This window comes from Francisella marina (assembly GCF_008369785.1).
GTDB classification, from domain to species: Bacteria; Pseudomonadota; Gammaproteobacteria; order Francisellales; family Francisellaceae; genus Francisella; species Francisella salimarina.
Genome location: NZ_CP043552.1, coordinates 1,998,353 through 2,017,152, shown reverse-complemented (window position 1 = coordinate 2,017,152; position 18,800 = coordinate 1,998,353). Strand labels below are relative to the sequence as shown.

The following is an 18,800-nucleotide window of genomic DNA, read 5'->3' as shown; positions in this document are numbered from 1 at the left end:
ATTTTAAGCTCCTATTAGTTGTTTCTGCCGCTTATACGCTACAGCTTTAGCAAATGCGTCAGCCATTGATGCTAACTTATCCGGATCAACTTCTAAATTAGCTATATCATAATGTTCATCCGCAGTTGTTGTTTTAGACAGCAAGTCTTTCGGTATATCAATACAAACTGCCTCAAGCTCGCACACAAGATAGTGAGCCACCAAATGTTCCGCTAGGATATACGGTTTATCATACTCTATATCAATATCAATCTGTTTAAGTTCATGAGATAGAGATTCAATCAAATCTTTGGAGGCAAATATCCCGTTACGAGCATCTCCCGTAAAGAGTTCAGTAACTCTTTTTTCACCCTCTTTATGAGCATTTCTATACAGCTCAATATATTTTCTCAACGTATCAGGAGTTTCTATAATAGCTTCTGAATATCTTTCTTGTACAACATTTGGAGAGTAAGTAGACATAGTATGTAAATCTATGGCAACTGCATTATAAGTTTTGGCCACAGCAACAATATGACATAATTTCTGCATATACTTATCAAATAACTTCATAAGCTCTTGTTTAAGTTCTATATGCTGATTATAGTCGATGATATCTCTTATACAGTTTGGATATAATCTTCCCGCATCTAATATCGAGCGAGGGAAAGAAGGCTCTGCAATAAGTGTGTATAACCCATATTCTGAATAGAGCCTCTGGGCTATTGCATGAGAGAGCGAATGTGTACCGAAATCATATTCTATTGATAAAAAATCATCAAACTCTTCTTTACTAAGTTTGACAAGCTGTCCAATAGCAGGAAAATCAAACTCAACAAAATCTTTACCTAATTCTGCATGAGGGCATGTAATGACTAAGTCAAACTTTAAATCTTCCTGGGTATAGAAGTATAGAGTAGCCGCTTCATAGTATTTTACGTAGAAAGGCTCAACTACTTTATTCATGCTATCTAACAAAATTATATAATTATTATTTATGATAATATTCGATTATAGCAATTATAAAACTAATAATAAAATTCAAAATTGATTATAATTATTTTTACTAAATATTTAATCCTGTATCGGTATGTTTTTTAAGAATAAAAAAGAAAGCTCCATCTTAAGCTTTCTAGTTGTTTCTTTTGCAAGCTTTTTTGCTATATTTATGCTTGTTATCTCTATTTTTAGCTTTTATCAGGTTAAGCACCAAAACAACTCTCTTTTTAACTATCAATTAAAAACCGCAGCTCAAGTTATTGAAACTGTTCTAAAAATATACCCATTAGAAGATGATGAAAATACTACCGATATGATTGTTAACAAAATATCCTCTTCTTTTTTGAATATCAAGAATTATAATGAAAGCGTTGGCTTTATCGTATATGATAGAAAACACAAAAAGCTACTATTAAAAACATCAAACTTGCCATCATTTCATAAGAATTATGATGGAATTACATCTACTACAGGGTTTGAATGGATTTATACAGATACTGATGGTATTAATAAACACTGGTATACATATACTCTAAAAACAGACGGTGGAGATGTAGTAACAGTATTCGTAAATAATTCTGATAAAGATAAACTATCTCGACAAATAATTTTTAAGTTTGCAATACTTTTAGCATCAATATATATAATCCTTATTGGATTTATCTATTACATACTAAAAACTGCTCTTTATCCTCTAGAAAGAATAAATAAGCGTGTAGCAAAAATTAATCCTCGTAGAAATGAGAAACTTAATGAGGATATTATTCCCTTTGAAATAAAATCTATTGTTGAACAGATTAATTCATTAATAGAAAAGTTTCATGCAACATTAGAGAGGGAAAAGCGATTCTCAGGCGATGCTGCACACGAACTTAAGACTCCTATAGCAGGAGTAAAAACTTTGGTTGAGATTGCGCTTGCATCTGATGACATAAATGAGATTAAACAAAAACTCGAGCGAATCAAAAACTCCACCAATAGATACTCTCACATTATTGACCAGTTATTAACATTAAGTAGAATCCAGCCGAATGAGCAAATCACATTTGGTAAAAAACTTATGATCAATACTGTACTTGAAACATTCATTGCTGATAATGCTATTAAAGCTATCGAGAAAAATATAGAAATTGCCTTCTATCCATCACAAGAAAATTTATATTGCTATAGTAACGAATACCTATTAGGAATAATGTTTAAGAACCTAATATCAAATGCTATAAAATATACTCCAGATGGTGGACTCGTTGAGATACACTCTTTCCAAAAGGATGATAATATCGTTGTTGAAATTAAAGATAATGGTATAGGTGTCCCTCCTGAAAATATCGAACGTATTTTTGATAGATTCTATAGGGAGACAGGCACCGGTGAAGAAGGAAGCGGACTTGGACTGGCAATAGTTTCAGAAATCGTAAGGCTCCATGACGGTAAGATATTTGCACAAAACAATACTGATGGAAGTGGTATCACTGTTACTGTCAAAATTCCTATTGAGCATAAACAAGAAGACTAAATATATCTTTCTAGAGCCTTTGAAATCTCAGGATCCTCAAACTCAAAACCCTCTCTTTGTAATTTAGTTGGTTTTATGTTTTGGCTAGATAACAAAAGCTCCTCCCCCATCTGTCCAAACATTAGCTTAATCATTGCACTTGGAATCTTAATTATACGTTTTTTGGCTAGATATTTACTCAAAAGCTCTATTAAGTGCCTATGCTGGCTAGCTTCGGGCGATGTCAGATTATATACTTCTTTCTTGTCCAACTTGTTGTCTATAATAAACTCAACCGCTCTCGATAAGTCAAAGACACTTATCCAAGTCATATAATTATGTCCATTACCAAACATTGTCAAAAAGCCAAATTTAGCAGGCATAATCATTTTTTCAAGAACACCACCGTTACCGATAACAACCCCAAAACGCATGATTGTGTACCTAGCTAGCGGAGAATCCACTAAACATTTCTCCCAACTATCAACAACTTGCTGACCAAAAGTTAAGTTATCAAACTGTCTATCATGCTTTTCTTCATCCTGAGGAATATCAGAAAAATTATAATAGCCAATAGCACTAGCATTAATTAGCCAAATATTTTTATTACCTATTAGTTCAACCAACCTAGTAGTTGGTTCTATACGACTAGATATAATCTTATTCTTAACAGAGTTACTCCAACGCTTCTGACCAATGTTATAACCACATAAATTTATGACAATATCAAAATCGGATATCTTAACCTCATCAAGTTCAGACCAAGTTAATAAATCATCATAGTATCCAATTTTAGATTTTTGCGATCTAGTGAGTAATGTCAATCTATACTTAGGACTTAAATATTTTGATAACTCCCTACCTACAAATCCTGATCCGCCTGCTACTAGTATTTTCATAAGATCTCCTAAAATCTTAACTTATACTACTATTATATTTGTAAAATTTGACTAAGTAACATTACAATTTATTAATCTAGTTTGTGGTTACTTGAGAATAGTAAACTATTGTGAGATTCTATTTATAGTAGCCTCCCAGCTGAAAATCATAATAAAAGTTACTAGCCTAATCTATAAATAGGTTGGTTTTAATAACAACGAAAAAATAGAGGTTCTTTCTATGTACTGGGTCGAAATACTATCAAGAATACAGTTTGCCTTTACGGTAAGTTTTCATATTTTGTTTCCAGCCTTCAGTATTGGGTTATCAACATTTTTGATGATCTTCGAGGCTTTATGGCTAATTACCAAAAATGATAAATACCTCGCTATAGTGAAATTCTGGACAAAAATATTTGCTCTTACGTTTGGTATGGGCGTTGTGTCTGGAATTGTTATGGAGTTCCAATTTGGTGCTAACTGGGCAGGCTTTGCCGAAAAAGTTGGTCCTGTACTTGGCTCTCTGTTCACATATGAAGTCCTTACAGCTTTCTTCATAGAGGCTGGAGCATTAGGTATTATGATTTTCGGTTGGGGTAGAATAAACAAATATGTTCATTTTTTGGCTAACTTCACAATATTTGTTGGTGTGACATTATCAGCCTTCTGGATATTATCAGCTAACTCATGGATGCAAACACCTGATGGTGTGAACTATATCAATGGTAAGTTTGAAGTATACAGCTGGTATCATGTAATCTTTAACCCTTCTGTGATTCCAAGGTATATCCATATGCTTATGGCTGCATACTTGAGTACTCTAATGGTTATACTAGGTGTTAGTGCATATTACATCATTAAGGATAAACATCACACCTTTGCAAAAACATGCATCAAATTTTCGATAGTTTCCATTCTAATTTTAAGTATAGGTCAACTTGGTGTGGGTGACGATGTAGGTAGAGAAGTACATGAACATCAGCCACTTAAAACAGCGGCAATGGAAGGTGTTTGGGATACTCAGAAAGGCGCTCCTTTTGTAATATTTGCATACCCAAGCGAATCACAAGAAAAGAACTTATTCGCTATAGAGATTCCTAAGCTTGCTTCTCTAATAAACACTCATGAGTTAGACGGAGAATTAATAGGCCTTAAATCTGTTCCGGAAAAAGATAGACCAGTGGTTGCTGTCGTATTCTATAGCTTTAGAATAATGGTAGGTATTGGTACGCTAATGATACTTATGGGTGTTGTAGGAACTATACTCTTAGCGAGAAAAAAACTACAAACTTCAAAATGGTTCCTAAGACTCTGTACACTAACTACACCACTTGGTTTTGTTGCTATCATCACAGGATGGTTCACAGCAGAATTTGGTAGACAACCTTGGACTGTATATAACATACTAAGGACTGAGTATTCCGTCAGTGATATTAACTTCTGGCAAGTGTTTAGCTCATTAGCAGCAATAATTATTGTTTACTTCATTATATTTGGGTTCTTCTACTTCAGATACTTATTTAGAATTATAAATGGTGGTCCAAGTACTGGTGGAGAAGAAAGAATGCCTTACTCATACTTCCAATCAGTTGAGAAGACTACAGGCGAGGAGGAATAGTTATGGACTTAGGATTAATTTGGTTATTTATAATTGCTTTTGCTCTACTACTATATATTGTATTAGATGGATTTGCTCTAGGCATGGGGTCACTATTTCCATTTTTTGATGATCATCAAAAAGATATTGCAGTGAGTATATTACTACCAACTTGGGATGGTAACCAAACATGGCTAGTTTTTGCTTTAGCGTGCTTTTATGGGATGTTTCCTATCGCATTTGCCTACATATTCCCTAAGATTTACTTATCCGCGATACTTTTAGTAGTTATGATACTCTTCAGAGGTATTTGCTTTGAGTTTAGACTAAAATCTCATAAAGGTATCAAAAACTGGGATAAGCTTTTCTTCATATCTTCATTAACGGCAACTTTTCTGCAAGGCTACATAGTTGGCGAATTGATAGTAGGTTTCCCACATAGTACTTTTTATGGTGCTGGCTTTTCCATACTTACGGGTATAGCTCTAGTATTTGGTTATAGCTTACTTGGCGCAACTCGTCTTATACTTAAAACTGAAGGAGAGCTTTATGATAAAGCTAAAAGACTAGCTAAATCATGTAGTATAGTACTTGCGATATTAATGTTAATTATTGGAGCAATTACTCCTATATATACTAAATTACCTTTAGATAGCTTCTATAAGATGACTGTCCTTGGCGCACTTTTTGTACTTACCATTATAAGTTTCTTAGTCCTTATCAAAGTGATAGATGCTAAAAATCATGCTTTACCATATTGGTCGGCTGTAGCAATATTTGTCTTTACGTATACAAGTATGCTGGCATTAATATTTCCATATATTATCCCTTATCACATTACATACACCCAAGCACAAGCTAGTGATACCACACTACTATTTACGCTAATTCCAGCTGTAATTATGATTCCATTACTGTTGCTATACACCAGCTATGCTTATTATATCTTTAGAGGAAAAACCAAAGAAAAATTAAGTTACTAGGAGAAATAATTTGAAAAGCTACAAGAGCTTAGACATATATCTTGCCTATCTAGGTTTAGTTCCTTTCATATTCTTTTCATCATGTATACTACTAGGCCACAACAGCTTTCTAATATTTGAAAATATAGCAAAAGCTCTATCCGTATATGGATTAGTTATTACATGTTTTATGGCTGGAACCCATTGGGGCAGACAAATTAATTTAGAACCTAGCTTCACAAAGACATTGATACAAGTTGCTAGTAATTTAATTGCCATAATAATTTGGCTTGGATATCTAAACTTAGATCCACAAGATTTTATATTATTACTCATAGCAGAATTTTTAATACTACTCAAAGTCGATTACTACTTCTTTAAATTAAACCTTATTAGTTCAAAATATTTCAAATGTATAAGACTACCAATAACACTATGCGTTGTTATTTCACTAGCAGTTTCTTGGAGTCTTGTATGAAAGTGGCAATAATAGGTGCTGGTCTTGCTGGATTAACCGCTGCAAATATTCTAAAAGATTTGGCACAAATAACTATTTTTGAGAAATCTCGTGGAGTTAGTGGCAGAATGTCAACAAGATATGCTAACCCTTACTACTTTGATCATGGAGCTCAATATTTCACTGCTAAATCCCTTGAATTTAAAGAGTTCCTTAAACCAATGATAGATCAAGGCATAATCAAAAACTGGCAAGCAAATTTTGTTGAAATCAAAAACTCTGAGATAATAAATCAAAAACCTTGGGGTAATGAATATAAACATTATGTTGGCTCTCCTAAAATGAATGCCGTAGCGCAATACTTAGCTCAAGATCTAGATATATCTCTGAACACACGTGTTAGCTCTATCACCAAAGAAGATAGACTTTGGATTGTTAAGGATGATAACAACCAATTTTTAGGATATTTTGACTGGATTATTTTTGCAATCCCATCAGACCAACTTAAAGATTTACTACCTCAAAACACTTCTTTCTATAACCAAATTAGCTCGATAAAAATGGATAGCTGCTTTTCACTAATGCTTGGTTATGATAAAAAGATTAATCTGAATTTTGATGCTGCTCTAGTACATGACGAGATAATTAGTTGGATATCTCTCAACAGCTCAAAACCAGATCGTAATACTCCTAGCTGCTTAATGATACACTCTGCAAATAAATGGGCTAATCAATATATTGATTACGATCGTGAACAAATCCTAGAAACAATTTTTGAAAGAGTCAAAGAGATATTAGCTATAAATCTAAATCAGCCAGATTATAGAACACTACATGCCTGGCGTTATGCAAATATAGGTAAACAAAATACACCTGGTTACTTTATTGATACAAACCAAAATATATCCGCATGTGGTGACTGGTGTATAAAGGGGCGTGTTGAATCTGCATTTACAAGTGCTTCAATATTGGCCAATCAGATTAAAAATTTATTATAATATCAAAAACAGAATCAAATATTATCGAAACATACCCTATCTTATTATTATATACTTAGCTGCCTCTTCAGGAGTTATTGTTCCCGCTTTAAGAAGGTTTTCTATACTTTGCTCCATAGTTGCCATACCTTTTGCCGTACCAGTCTGAAGAGCCGTGTATATTTGAGAAAGCTTATTCTCTTTTATCATATTTCTGATACCAGTATTAGAAATAAGAACCTCATACCCAGCAACACGCCCACCACCTTTACGCTTAAGAAGACGCTGAGATATTACAATCTGTAAAGATTCTGCTAACATATTACGGACTAATTCCTGCTCAGCTGGTGGAAATACCGATATTACCCTATCCACTGTTTTGATTGCTGACATTGTATGTAATGTCCCTAGTACCAAGTGACCAGTTTCAGCTGCCTCAAGAGCCAAACGTATAGTTTCTAAATCACGCATCTCCCCAACAAGAATACAATCAGGATCTTCCCTTAGTGCTGATTTTAGAGCTGCGTTAAAGCTTCTTGTATCTCTTTTGACCTCACGTTGGTTAACTAAAGCTCTTTGGCTTGTATGTACAAATTCAACAGGGTCTTCAATCGTTAGGATATGAGAATCTTCTTTTTGGTTTATCTCGTTTACTAAAGCTGCTAATGTACTACTTTTACCAGAACCTGTAGGTCCGGTAACAAGTATCAAACCACCCTTTTTAGCTTGAACTGTTTTCAGAATCTTAGGAGCCCCGAACTGATCTAGAGTGGGGATAGTATTCTCTAAACGACGAAATACAGCACCATACCCACGATTATGAAAAAATGCATTAACCCTAAATCTTGCATCATTATCTTTATCATCAATTGAAAAATCACATTCATAGGTCTCTACAAGCTCATCCTTCTGATCATCTGTCATAATCTCCAAGAGCATTTGAGAGATCATCTTATCATTTAATACAGGAGATGTTTCGATATCAATCAAGTCCCCATCAATTCTATACTTAGCTTTACAACCAGATGATAAATGTAAGTCTGACGCTTTTTTTTGCACACACAGAGTTAATAATTTTCTTATCATATATAAAAAATAAAATTAATAGTTATAGTAAAACTTTATCACTATTAAGAAACAAAAAAAACAAAGAATTAAATTATTTTTAGAGATAAATTATTTGAATAATTTTTTGAAGAAATTAGCTATTCTTGCAAATGGACAAGAAGACTCTTCAGAGTCTTTAGAGCAAAAATTATTATCAGTGTTTACTGAACTAGATTTTTTTTTTTGATCCATCATATCTTTAAGAACTGTTTGCAAGATACCGCCGTTCTTCAGATAATCAACATCAACATCTGCATCTAAACGAGCTAATGCTTCAAACGTTGTAGTATGAGCAGTCTTAGGATGTACAGCTTCAACAACAACTGTTTGACGAGGCTGAATATTATTCAAGTTTTTGATATTGAACATTTCAGTACCATCTAGACCAAGAGTCTTAGCACTTTGACCATCAAGATATTGAAGAGGTAACACACCCATACCTACAAGATTAGATCTATGAATTCTCTCATAGCTCTCAGCTATAACTGCTTTAACACCTAATAGGAAAGTACCTTTTGCAGCCCAGTCACGTGATGAGCCAGTACCATATTCTTTACCAGCCAAAATAACTAGAGGAATATCTTTCTCTTTATACTTCATAGCAGCGTCAAATACATACTGTTGAGAGCCATCAAGATGATACTTAGTATATCCTCCTTCTACGCCATCAAGAAGTAAGTTACGAATACGGATATTAGCAAATGTACCTCTCATCATAACTTCATGGTTACCACGACGAGAACCATAAGAGTTGAAATCTTTTTTCTCTACACCGTGAGACTTCAAATATTGTCCAGCAGGATACTCTTCTGGAATAGCTCCAGCAGGTGAAATATGGTCTGTAGTTACAGAGTCACCCAACATAAGTAGAGTTCTAGCACCTTTGATATCTAAGTCATCATTACCCTCTGCGAACTTCTCAAAGAAGCTTGGGCATTGGATATAAGTAGAAGAACTGTCAAACTCATAAAGCTTACCTTCAGGAGCATCAAGTTTCTTCCAATCTTCTGTACCATCAAGAACTGTAGCATATGCTTTTTCAAACATTGCAGAATTGATTACATCTGATTGGATTGCAGCAATTTCTTCTGTAGTAGGCCAAATATCTGCCAAGTATACAGCATTACCTTCCGCATCAGTTCCAATTGCATCTTCAACAGGATCAAAATCAACAGTACCAGCTAAAGCATAAGCAACCACATGGATAGGAGATGCTAGATAGTTTGCTTTAACATGAGGGTTAATACGACCTTCAAAGTTACGGTTACCTGAACTTACAGAAGATACTACAAGATCAGCCTCATTGATTGCATCAACAACAGGCTCATCTAAAGGTCCTGAGTTACCAATACAAGTAGTACAACCATAACCTACTAAGTTGAAGCCTAAATTCTCTAGCTCTGGCAACAAATTAGCTTTCTCAAGATATTGAGTTACTACTTGAGATCCAGGTGCTAGAGATGTTTTAACAAAAGGCTTAACTTTAAGACCTTTTTCATTAGCTTTTTTAGCTAATAAACCAGCACCTAAAAGTAGTGATGGGTTTGATGTATTTGTACATGAAGTAATTGCGGCAATAGCAAGAGAACCATGAGTGATTTTCTCACCTAAACCTTTTACTTCTGCAGATTTCTTAAGTTGCTCTTCTGTCAAACCAAAACCATGTAGGCCCTGCTCATGAACTAGAGCCTCTGCAAATGCTTTTTTCATATCATGGAAAGCAACTCTATCTTGTGGACGCTTAGGGCCAGCAAGGTTAGACTCGATATCAGATAAGTTTATCTCTACAATACTAGAGTATTCAGGCTCTTCTGATGGATTTTCTCTAAATAGTAATTGCTCTTTATACATATCACGAGCTGCATCAACAAGCTCACTACGGTTTGTATTGTTAAAGAAGTCTAATGTTACTTCATCAACTGGGAAGAAACCTATCGTAGCACCGTACTCTGGAGCCATGTTAGCGATAGTAGCTCTATCTGGTAGAGATAAGCTCTCGAGGCCTTCTCCATAGTACTCAACAAACTTACCTACAACACCATGCTTTCTAAGTGCTTCTGTAATCTCAAGTACTAAGTCAGTTGCCGTTACACCAGTTTTTAACTTACCAGTTAGTTTAACACCAACCACATCTGGAAGTACCATGTAGTACGGCTGACCCAGCATTACAGCCTCAGCTTCGATACCACCTACACCCCAGCCTACTACACCAACACCATTGATCATGGTAGTATGAGAGTCTGTACCTACTAATGTGTCTGGATAAATTACATCTTCACCATCAATATTTTTAACTAGTGCTCCTTTTGCAAGGTACTCTAAGTTAACTTGGTGAATAATACCCATCCCTGGTGGTACTACAGTGAAATCATCAAATGCCTTTTGTGCCCACTTAAGTAGACTATATCTTTCGCCATTTCTTTCAAACTCTTTAGCCACGTTTTGTGCTAGAGCTGTTTTTGTACCATAGAAATCAACTTGTACAGAGTGGTCAATTACCATAGCTGTATCTACAAGAGGATTAATCTTATCAGCATCACCACCGGCGTCTTTGATAGCCTTTCTCATAGCAGCTAAATCAACAACCGCTGGTACACCTGTAAAGTCTTGCATCACCACTCTAGCTGGCATATGTGGAATTTCAGGTCTTGAGCTAGCTTTAGCGTCCCAATCTAAAACCTTATGCATATCATCTTCTTTTACTTTGTAGCCATCTATATTTCTTAGTTGGTTTTCAAGTAATACTCTGATAGAGTAAGGAAGACGAGTTACATCTTTACCAAGCTCTTGAGAAAGTTTCTTTAAGCTATATAGAGAGTATTTCTTTCCTTTTTCCTCTATCTGTAGCTTAGTGATATTTTTAATATCAGACATGCTTTAACCTCCGTAGATACTAATTAATTTTTGCATAACACGCGTATATTTTAACCTGTTAATGACTATTTGTATATAAAATATAATCTTTCAGCTATTTTGCATCACTTTAATAGTGAAATATCAAGCTTACCTTTTTTGAAAGGTGGACACCACAAATAGCTTGTCTCAATAATCTTAGAAAATTTAAAGACTCCGTCAACAATACCATCACTACCACCGAGCATATTGCCCATCTGTAAATTAAATGATCTAAATGATAATGCAAACGCAGAGAACATGAAGCCTCCATTTAGATTATCATCTGACCAAGGCATTGATCTTCTTAGTAACTCTGCTTCTGGATCAAAGTTTTCTTTGGCAGATCTCTTAACATGAGCGAAGTCTTTCAAATCCTTAAATTGATGAGAATCATCCAAAGACCTACCAATACACTCTTCTTTCGCTGATTGGCTTGCACTATTTAACCAATCAAAGTCATGTAACCATTGCTGAAGAACCCAAAAGCTCGACCCCTCTAACTTGCCTTCTGGTATTACCGATGCTGGAACAACCTCTTCACCCTTAGGATTCTCAATACCATCTTCAAATCCTGATAAATCATACTTTCCATGATAGGTATAGCTAGAAACTATTTTTTCTACAGTAAAGAAATCTTGCAATGCTTTTCTGATGTTTAATGCGTTATGAAATAGCTCTCCTCGATCATCACCTCTTAGCCAAAGTACTAAGCCATAACCATCATTATCAGGCATTCTTTCATTATTGAATTTAGCTCTTTTGAAATTATCATCACTAGGAAGATCAAACATTTGCAAAAGATCTTTACCAAATCCAGCAACCACACTCTTACCATCGACAAACTTTTGTAACACCTTCAATCCAAACTTGACATCATTATCTTTATTGATACTAAACATCATATATAAAGCAGATGATGGTAAACCCTCAGTAATTCCCAATTGATATTTAATTATTTCCATCTAACTTTCCCTTATAAAATTCTCTTTAATAGTTATAATATAAACAACTACTATAAAACTCCACAAACTAATGTTAAAAAAACAACTATCTTATTTCATAATTATAGGTATATTAGCATCAATAACTAACTTTGTTATTGTATGGTTGCTTGTTGAACTTGATATTTTCAAGCCTATGGTTGCAAATTTCTTTGCATTTCTTATTGCTTTTAATGTCAGCTATTTTGGACATAGGTTTTTGACATTCTCCACAACAACTCAATCACATAAAAAGGCTGCTACACAGTTTTTCATCAATGTAATGATTGGTTTAGCGCTCAATGAAGGCATATATTACGTATTACTTCATCTTCTGCATATACAATATCTAATTGCACTGTTTATAACGATGGGGTTAGTCGCAGTATATACTTTTGTTGTTAGTAAATTCCTCATCTTCAAGGCATAAGATGTTTAATATAAACAAGCAAATAGGAATATACATACACTTTCCCCGGTGTGTCCGTAAATGCCCTTACTGTGATTTTAACTCTCATGCAATCAAAGATGATACATATCTTTCACAAGATTATTACAAAAAGCTAATTGCCGACTTTGATACTCATCTAACTGATCTACAAGATAGAGAAGTTATAAGTATTTTTATAGGGGGTGGCACACCTTCACTTTTCAAAGCTGATTATCTTGGTAAAGTTTTACAACACATAAAAGATAATTCAAAGCTTAATCCCAATTGTGAAATAACTCTAGAAATGAATCCTGGTACTGTCGAACGTGGCTCTATTTCAGAGTATGCAAATATTGGTATAAACCGTATCTCAGTTGGTGTACAAAGCTTTCAAAATGAAAAGCTGCAGTCATTGGGTAGAATCCATAATTGCGACAATGTTTATACAACTATTGAAGAGATTAAGAATTCAACAATTTCGAATTTTAATATTGATATCATGCATGGGCTTCCCAATCAAAGCTTTGAAGATGGTATTTTTGACATTTCTCAAGCAATTACAATGAAGCCAACTCATATATCTTGGTACCAACTAACTATAGAACCAAATACTCTTTTTGCAGCAAAGCCTCCAAAACTACCAGACGAAGAAACTTTAGAGCAAATTGAAATAACTGGTAAAAAACTACTCCAACAATCTGGGTACTATCAATATGAGATATCCGCTTATGCAAAAGATAATTTAAGATCTATTCATAACTCAAACTATTGGAATTTCGGCGACTATATAGGTATTGGTGCTGGAGCTCATAGCAAGATTACAAATCTTCAAACCAAAGAGATTAAAAGAACACGGAAACACAAACATCCCAAAATATATTCACAAGCAAATAACTGTATAAAAGATTTTAATACTGTTGGTAAAAATGAACTAATATATGAGTTTATGTTAAATGCTTTAAGATTAAAAAATGGCTTTGGTATCAGCACTTTTGAGCAACAAACTTTTTTATCTAAGAATGAAATTATCCAAAGATTATCGCAAGGGGTAGAAAAAGGGTTACTAAGTTTCTCTAATAACAAGATCGAGCCAACAGACAAAGGTTACTTATTTCTAAATGATTGTATTAACCTTTTTATCTAATCATCATATCTAATCTGAGATAACTTACCACTAATTGCATCAACATACGCCTTAACTTCCTGCTGGCTATTATCTACACATTCAATCTCATATACACCATTCTTACTTTCAACACTAGTAATAGTTTTACACCTATCACTAGGAACCGCCCTTATAGCTTCGCTCATATTGATTTCTTTTGAGCCTTTTTTTGGCAAGGGGACTTCACCTGTATTTGGATCTATGTATATATATTCTTCTTTACCGGCATTACTGATAACTTTGGCTTTATAAACTCCATCATCGTATTCTATTTTGTTAATCCCATCATATCCCTTGGCATAAATATTAGAAATAACTTTAGCCATAGGTATAGAATTAGTTGGTGGAATATCATCTGCGTACATAACTGACGTAGATATTACTATCAATAAAATCATCTTAGAAGTTATTAGAACTTTTCTCATTTTTTAACTTATTTTTTTGAAAGATGACTTTAAATTACCATTACGAACTTATAATATCAATGGCATATAAAGCAATAGCTACTGTCCTAAAACAGTACTGACATAATTATTCATTTGTTTACGAAGAAACTCTATTATCTTTGTTCTATTTCTAAGGTGCTTTGACACTATTACTGCCTGCATATCATAAAAAGTTTCCGTTGTAATACTGTCTATACTAATTATAGATGAATTTGATATTTTGGCATAGTTATCCAAAAGAACCCCTGCTCCTAAACCTTTATCAATAAGAGATACTTTATGGCCATCATCCTCAACCAAATACTTGATATTTTTAATCTGTTGATTTATAGATTTACCCTCTACCGTAATATTCAAGCTAAATGAAGGCTGATCTCTACGCATAATGAAAGGAAGTTCAAAAACATTCAGAGGATTTGATTTTAAATCGTACTTGTCTAATAGCTCTTGGTTAACATAAATCTTAGATGGCAAATTTACTGAATCTATAGTTGCACAGACCATCCAATGATCTTGATCTATTTTATCCAAATCTTTAAACGCTATAAATGCTATATCATAGTTATTCAACTGATAAATATAACTATTTGCTTGAGATAAAAGATAGCTATCAAATGTAAAAGTATACTCATTCTTAGGGTCTACCTCATGGATAGCTGGAGAAATATAGTTAACAAATGTTCTAGTGCCAAAAATTCTTATATATTTTAATTTATCAACACCTTTATATTTACTGGAAAGAATACTATTCTCTAAATCTATATATAGCTTATGACAAGATGCATAGTATTTTTTACCATATTTTGTTATTTCGACTTTATTGCTACCTGATTGAATTAATTTAACTCCTAGATAACTTTCCAACAGCTCTAACTTATTTCTAATAGTATTAACTTCGACCGAATAATAACTCTTTACCGCTGCATAAGATCCCAGCTCTACTAATGATATAAAATACCTTGTACCTTCTATTATATTTTTGTCTACAACTTCTTTGACTTGTCTACTCATAGATAGCTAATTTAATTAGATATACCTAATACACTATAGCTATGTTATCAATAATAAAAAATATTTTATAGATGCTATCGATATATTTACTTAAACAGCTCTCAATACAGGTATTTTAAAAATTATTTCTAACAAAGTCACTATATTAGATTTGGAAATTTAAGGATAATTAAATCTAATAATATGCCTGCTCTAATTCCGTTTTTATAAGAAAAACTTTATCAAGAACTTCATTGATATGATTTGGGACTATATAAAACTATCAAGCTAGCTAAGAATATTGATTTTAAAGATTTTTCGATACTTGTTAGAAATGATATTTGGTGCACCGAGCGAGATTTGAACTCGCACGTCCTTCGGACACCACCCCCTCAAGATGGCGTGTCTACCAATTCCACCACCGGTGCAATTAAACTTTACTTAGATGCTGCTTCTTTAGTCGTAGAAGTTTTTGCAACCTCTTTTTGATATTGGTCATACTGACTAGCTATTGAGCTATCAGTGTTCGCAGTACTTACACTAGTCATTGTAGTGTGCGACTTTCCTAGGTATCCTAAAGTAAGGCAACATACAAAAAATACCGCTGTAAAAAACACTGTCATTTTAAATAGAAATGAAGCTGCACCTTTACTACCAAAAACAGTATTAGACGCTCCACCACCGAAAGAAACACCCATATTAGCTCCTTTACCTTGTTGCAACAACACAAGTGCCACAATAGCAATAGCAGCGATAATATCTATAGTTAAAATTATTCCGTACATATTTTATTTGCTTGATTTATTATTTCGTTAAACTCAGAAGCTTTCAATGATGCTCCTCCAATCAAACCACCATCAACATCTGGTAGGCTTAATATATCTTTAGCATTTTCAGCTTTTAGGCTACCACCATACACTATTTTCATATTTTTAGCAAGATTTTCATCTACTTTGGCCACTAGCGAACGAATAAACTGATGTGTTTCTTGCACCTGTTCTAATGATGCTACAACTCCTGTACCTATAGCCCAAACTGGTTCATACGCTATTACAACCTTAGCAAGTTGCTCAATAGACAAATTTTCTAGTATTAGACTTAATTGTGTTGATAATACTCTTTCTAACCTTCCACCTTGTCTATCTTCTAGCGACTCACCTATACAAACAACTGGCACAACTGATGTATCTATAATCTTATTAACTTTTTTGAAAACATCTTGATCAGTCTCACCAAACAAAGATCTTCTTTCAGAATGTCCTATAAGTAGATAATTACATCCAATGTCATGAAGCATATCAGCTGATAGCTCTCCAGTATATGCACCATTATCATAAAAAGTAATATTTTGTAGACCTACTCCAATTTCTTTAGGAAGTTGTGCAAGCACCTCTTTGATATATACACTTGATGGAAACACAGCTACAGCGACTTTGTTACTATTGTACTCCGCTTGTGAAATACCTCTACAAAGCTCTTCTATGCTTGCAGAGTTACCATTCATCTTCCAATTGCCCATTATTAATTTTTGCATATCTATACCAACTTTTGTTTTACTTTTTCAACCAAATATTCTGCTTCTTTTGTAGCTAAATTCTTATTGTCTGCTTCGACCATAACTCTCAAGACAGGCTCAGTCCCTGAAGGCCTTAACAATACACGTCCACGATTACTCAAACGCTCTTCAACTTCTGCAACATCACTAGCTAGCTTAGCTAAGTGATCAGATGTTACTTTAAAATTCAGTGGGACATTGATCATCGTTTGTTGCATCAACTCACCATCTAGCTTAAATGCCGACACTGGTTTATCATTTTGTGAAAAAATAGCTAGTAACTGTATAGCTGTGGACAAACCATCACCTGTAGTTCCAAAGTTTAGATTGATAACATGACCTGATGACTCACCACCTATCTTATAACCATGCTTAACTAAATCTTCTAAAACATATCTATCACCAACTTTAGAACGAATAAATGATATGTTATTTGACTTATAGTGATTTTCATAACTCATATTTGTCATCTGTGTACCTACTATACCAGCAGTACCTCCGCAAATATCACTATACTGCGCGATAATATTTAGTATTCCGTCACCATCAATCTCTTGAGCATTTTCATCAACGATAATAATTCTATCAGCATCTCCATCTAATGATATTCCTAAATCAGCATTATGCTCTTTTACAGCTTTTTGAATATTAGAAATACAAGTCGCTCCACAATCAACATTTATGTTTAACCCATCAGGATTAGATGCTATAGAAATGTAATCAATACCAAATCTATCAAGCAAAACTTCAAAATGCTTTGAGGCAGCTCCGTGTGCGCAATCGATAACAACCTTTCCTTTATACTTAACTAAAGAGCCAAATCTATCAAATAGGTTTTCGATATATTCACGCATAAAACCATCAGCAACTTTATAACTACCAAATCTATATTCTGGTTGATAAATAAAGTCTGAATCTATTTTGGCTTCAATCTCTTCTTCTAACGCATCATCTAACTTAAAACCATCTGATGAAAAAAGCTTAACTCCGTTATCAGTAAATTTATTATGTGATGCAGTAATTACAAACCCAGCAGCTGCTTTATGCTTTACTGTTATGAATGCTACAACAGGAGTAGGAACCACTCCTAAATCAATAACATCAATCCCTGCCGCATTTAAACCTGAGACTAAGGCAAATTTTAAGAACTTTCCAGAGCTACGCGTATCTTGCCCAACAATAGCAATTTTAGGATAACCTTTATCAATTATGAATGTACCAACCGCATTTCCAAGTTTTTGCATAAACTCTGCCTGTATGACAGAGTTACCAACCTCTCCACGAATACCATCTGTACCAAAATACTTAGCCATAATCTTCCTTTAGTATTTTACCAACGACGAAACATCATACCCTTCAAGAACTTTTCTACCATTTAAGCCATCAAGCTCTATTACAAATATAAGGCCTGCAACATTTGCTTGAGTTTTCTCGATAAGCTGCACTGTGGCTTTTGCCGTACCACCAGTTGCCAATAAATCATCAACAACTAGCACACTATCTGACGGCTTAAAAGCATCTTTATGAATTTCTAAACTATCACTACCATACTCTAGCTCATAGCTTACACTATAAGTTTCTCTAGGAAGTTTGCCCGGCTTTCTAACAGGCACAAATCCTAAACCTAAGACTTCCGCAAGTGCAACCCCAAAAATAAAACCTCTACTTTCAGTACCTGCAATAATTGTTGGGTTTATACCCTTTGCTTTAAGTTCTTTAGCCATAGCCAAAGCAGTTATCTTCAGACCTTCAGAATCTGCTAGTAATGGAGTAATATCTCTAAAAATTATACCCGGCTTTGGAAAATCAGGCACGGCTACAATTCTATCTTTTATAAAATCTAAACTCATGAAAATATAATACCTTTAGAATAAGTTTGAATAGAATA

18 protein-coding genes and 1 tRNA gene are annotated in these 18,800 nt (G+C 34.1%); 7 read left to right on the top strand and 12 right to left on the bottom strand.

What is annotated here, in order from left to right; all coding sequences use genetic code 11:
* Positions 1 to 3 precede the first annotated feature (3 nt).
* Positions 4 to 957: a hypothetical protein gene (locus F0R75_RS09885; RefSeq protein WP_149368846.1), complete on the bottom strand. Its 954-nt coding sequence runs from the start codon at positions 955 to 957 to the stop codon at positions 4 to 6.
* Between the two features lie 112 nt (positions 958 to 1,069).
* Here F0R75_RS09885 and F0R75_RS09880 point away from each other — a divergent pair, with 112 nt between their 5' ends.
* On the top strand, positions 1,070 to 2,494 hold the full coding sequence (locus F0R75_RS09880) for a sensor histidine kinase (protein WP_149368847.1): 1,425 nt from the start codon (positions 1,070 to 1,072) through the stop codon (positions 2,492 to 2,494).
* Here F0R75_RS09880 and F0R75_RS09875 read toward each other — a convergent pair.
* A complete protein-coding gene (locus tag F0R75_RS09875) occupies positions 2,491 to 3,372 on the bottom strand; it encodes a TIGR01777 family oxidoreductase (protein ID WP_149368848.1) in 882 nt (293 codons plus the stop codon). The two genes, F0R75_RS09880 and F0R75_RS09875, sit on opposite strands and share 4 nt — an antisense overlap.
* A gap of 220 nt (positions 3,373 to 3,592) precedes the next feature.
* Here F0R75_RS09875 and F0R75_RS09870 point away from each other — a divergent pair, with 220 nt between their 5' ends.
* Genes F0R75_RS09870 through F0R75_RS09855 form a run of 4 tightly spaced genes read left to right on the top strand, consistent with a single transcriptional unit; the run spans position 3,593 to position 7,365 of the window.
* Positions 3,593 to 4,969 carry a cytochrome ubiquinol oxidase subunit I gene (locus tag F0R75_RS09870; RefSeq protein WP_146420879.1) on the top strand — a complete coding sequence of 459 codons (1,377 nt, stop codon included), beginning with the start codon at positions 3,593 to 3,595 and terminating at the stop codon, positions 4,967 to 4,969.
* A 2-nt stretch (positions 4,970 to 4,971) separates the two neighbouring features.
* A complete protein-coding gene (locus F0R75_RS09865; protein ID WP_013922372.1) occupies positions 4,972 to 5,931 on the top strand; it encodes a cytochrome d ubiquinol oxidase subunit II in 960 nt (319 codons plus the stop codon).
* A 10-nt stretch (positions 5,932 to 5,941) separates the two neighbouring features.
* The gene (locus tag F0R75_RS09860; RefSeq protein ID WP_149368849.1) at positions 5,942 to 6,388 is read left to right on the top strand and encodes a DUF3429 domain-containing protein; all 447 of its coding nucleotides are present in this window, start codon (positions 5,942 to 5,944) and stop codon (positions 6,386 to 6,388) included.
* Positions 6,385 to 7,365: an NAD(P)/FAD-dependent oxidoreductase gene (locus F0R75_RS09855; RefSeq protein ID WP_149368850.1), complete on the top strand. Its 981-nt coding sequence runs from the start codon at positions 6,385 to 6,387 to the stop codon at positions 7,363 to 7,365. The genes F0R75_RS09860 and F0R75_RS09855 overlap by 4 nt, the downstream gene beginning before the upstream one ends.
* A 36-nt stretch (positions 7,366 to 7,401) precedes the next feature.
* Here the strand turns inward: F0R75_RS09855 and F0R75_RS09850 are convergent, their stop codons facing one another.
* The 3 genes from F0R75_RS09850 to F0R75_RS09840 form a co-directional block, all read right to left on the bottom strand.
* Entirely contained in the window at positions 7,402 to 8,430 is a 1,029-nt protein-coding gene (locus tag F0R75_RS09850) for a type IV pilus twitching motility protein PilT (protein ID WP_146420883.1), read from the bottom strand.
* A 90-nt stretch (positions 8,431 to 8,520) separates the two neighbouring features.
* Positions 8,521 to 11,325 (bottom strand): aconitate hydratase AcnA, encoded by a 2,805-nt coding sequence (gene acnA / locus F0R75_RS09845; protein WP_149368851.1) that lies wholly within the window; start codon positions 11,323 to 11,325, stop codon positions 8,521 to 8,523.
* 104 nt (positions 11,326 to 11,429) lie between these two features.
* Positions 11,430 to 12,308 carry a Dyp-type peroxidase gene (locus F0R75_RS09840; RefSeq protein WP_149368852.1) on the bottom strand — a complete coding sequence of 293 codons (879 nt, stop codon included), beginning with the start codon at positions 12,306 to 12,308 and terminating at the stop codon, positions 11,430 to 11,432.
* A gap of 70 nt (positions 12,309 to 12,378) precedes the next feature.
* On the opposite strand from F0R75_RS09840, the gene F0R75_RS09835 reads away from it, so the two are divergent.
* Together F0R75_RS09835 and hemW are read left to right on the top strand one after the other, a co-directional pair.
* Positions 12,379 to 12,756, top strand: a complete 378-nt coding sequence (locus tag F0R75_RS09835) for a GtrA family protein (RefSeq protein WP_146420886.1) — start codon at positions 12,379 to 12,381, stop codon at positions 12,754 to 12,756.
* A gap of 1 nt (position 12,757) precedes the next feature.
* Entirely contained in the window at positions 12,758 to 13,900 is a 1,143-nt protein-coding gene (gene hemW, locus F0R75_RS09830; RefSeq protein ID WP_149368853.1) for a radical SAM family heme chaperone HemW, read from the top strand.
* Here hemW and F0R75_RS09825 read toward each other — a convergent pair.
* The 7 genes from F0R75_RS09825 to F0R75_RS09795 all read right to left on the bottom strand — a co-directional run bounded on the left by F0R75_RS09825 (position 13,897) and on the right by F0R75_RS09795 (position 18,762).
* Entirely contained in the window at positions 13,897 to 14,346 is a 450-nt protein-coding gene (locus tag F0R75_RS09825) for a PepSY domain-containing protein (protein ID WP_149368854.1), read from the bottom strand. The two genes, hemW and F0R75_RS09825, sit on opposite strands and share 4 nt — an antisense overlap.
* Positions 14,347 to 14,424: 78 nt before the next feature.
* The gene (locus tag F0R75_RS09820; RefSeq protein ID WP_149368855.1) at positions 14,425 to 15,378 is read right to left on the bottom strand and encodes a LysR family transcriptional regulator domain-containing protein; all 954 of its coding nucleotides are present in this window, start codon (positions 15,376 to 15,378) and stop codon (positions 14,425 to 14,427) included.
* A 321-nt stretch (positions 15,379 to 15,699) separates the two neighbouring features.
* Positions 15,700 to 15,785: transfer RNA gene (locus F0R75_RS09815), tRNA-Leu, on the bottom strand.
* 9 nt (positions 15,786 to 15,794) lie between these two features.
* Positions 15,795 to 16,142 carry a preprotein translocase subunit SecG gene (gene secG / locus F0R75_RS09810; RefSeq protein WP_149368856.1) on the bottom strand — a complete coding sequence of 116 codons (348 nt, stop codon included), beginning with the start codon at positions 16,140 to 16,142 and terminating at the stop codon, positions 15,795 to 15,797.
* The gene (gene tpiA, locus F0R75_RS09805; RefSeq protein WP_149368857.1) at positions 16,130 to 16,891 is read right to left on the bottom strand and encodes a triose-phosphate isomerase; all 762 of its coding nucleotides are present in this window, start codon (positions 16,889 to 16,891) and stop codon (positions 16,130 to 16,132) included. Before tpiA ends, secG begins: the two co-directional genes overlap by 13 nt.
* A gap of 2 nt (positions 16,892 to 16,893) precedes the next feature.
* Positions 16,894 to 18,225: a phosphoglucosamine mutase gene (gene glmM / locus F0R75_RS09800; protein ID WP_149368858.1), complete on the bottom strand. Its 1,332-nt coding sequence runs from the start codon at positions 18,223 to 18,225 to the stop codon at positions 16,894 to 16,896.
* A gap of 9 nt (positions 18,226 to 18,234) precedes the next feature.
* Positions 18,235 to 18,762: an adenine phosphoribosyltransferase gene (locus tag F0R75_RS09795; protein WP_149368859.1), complete on the bottom strand. Its 528-nt coding sequence runs from the start codon at positions 18,760 to 18,762 to the stop codon at positions 18,235 to 18,237.
* Between the last annotated feature and the right edge of the window lie 38 nt (positions 18,763 to 18,800).

What these genes read in the sequence shown, in the direction of transcription:
- F0R75_RS09880 (WP_149368847.1), top strand. Translation starts at nt 1,070, where the DNA reads ATGTTTTTTAAGAATAAAAAAGAAAGCTCCATCTTAAGCTTTCTAGTT.
- F0R75_RS09875 (WP_149368848.1), bottom strand. Translation starts at nt 3,372, where the DNA reads ATGAAAATACTAGTAGCAGGCGGATCAGGATTTGTAGGTAGGGAGTTA.
- F0R75_RS09870 (WP_146420879.1), top strand. Translation starts at nt 3,593, where the DNA reads ATGTACTGGGTCGAAATACTATCAAGAATACAGTTTGCCTTTACGGTA.
- F0R75_RS09865 (WP_013922372.1), top strand. Translation starts at nt 4,972, where the DNA reads ATGGACTTAGGATTAATTTGGTTATTTATAATTGCTTTTGCTCTACTA.
- F0R75_RS09855 (WP_149368850.1), top strand. Translation starts at nt 6,385, where the DNA reads ATGAAAGTGGCAATAATAGGTGCTGGTCTTGCTGGATTAACCGCTGCA.
- F0R75_RS09850 (WP_146420883.1), bottom strand. Translation starts at nt 8,430, where the DNA reads ATGATAAGAAAATTATTAACTCTGTGTGTGCAAAAAAAAGCGTCAGAC.
- acnA (WP_149368851.1), bottom strand. Translation starts at nt 11,325, where the DNA reads ATGTCTGATATTAAAAATATCACTAAGCTACAGATAGAGGAAAAAGGA.
- F0R75_RS09840 (WP_149368852.1), bottom strand. Translation starts at nt 12,308, where the DNA reads ATGGAAATAATTAAATATCAATTGGGAATTACTGAGGGTTTACCATCA.
- F0R75_RS09835 (WP_146420886.1), top strand. Translation starts at nt 12,379, where the DNA reads ATGTTAAAAAAACAACTATCTTATTTCATAATTATAGGTATATTAGCA.
- hemW (WP_149368853.1), top strand. Translation starts at nt 12,758, where the DNA reads ATGTTTAATATAAACAAGCAAATAGGAATATACATACACTTTCCCCGG.
- F0R75_RS09825 (WP_149368854.1), bottom strand. Translation starts at nt 14,346, where the DNA reads ATGAGAAAAGTTCTAATAACTTCTAAGATGATTTTATTGATAGTAATA.
- F0R75_RS09820 (WP_149368855.1), bottom strand. Translation starts at nt 15,378, where the DNA reads ATGAGTAGACAAGTCAAAGAAGTTGTAGACAAAAATATAATAGAAGGT.
- secG (WP_149368856.1), bottom strand. Translation starts at nt 16,142, where the DNA reads ATGTACGGAATAATTTTAACTATAGATATTATCGCTGCTATTGCTATT.
- tpiA (WP_149368857.1), bottom strand. Translation starts at nt 16,891, where the DNA reads ATGCAAAAATTAATAATGGGCAATTGGAAGATGAATGGTAACTCTGCA.
- glmM (WP_149368858.1), bottom strand. Translation starts at nt 18,225, where the DNA reads ATGGCTAAGTATTTTGGTACAGATGGTATTCGTGGAGAGGTTGGTAAC.
- F0R75_RS09795 (WP_149368859.1), bottom strand. Translation starts at nt 18,762, where the DNA reads ATGAGTTTAGATTTTATAAAAGATAGAATTGTAGCCGTGCCTGATTTT.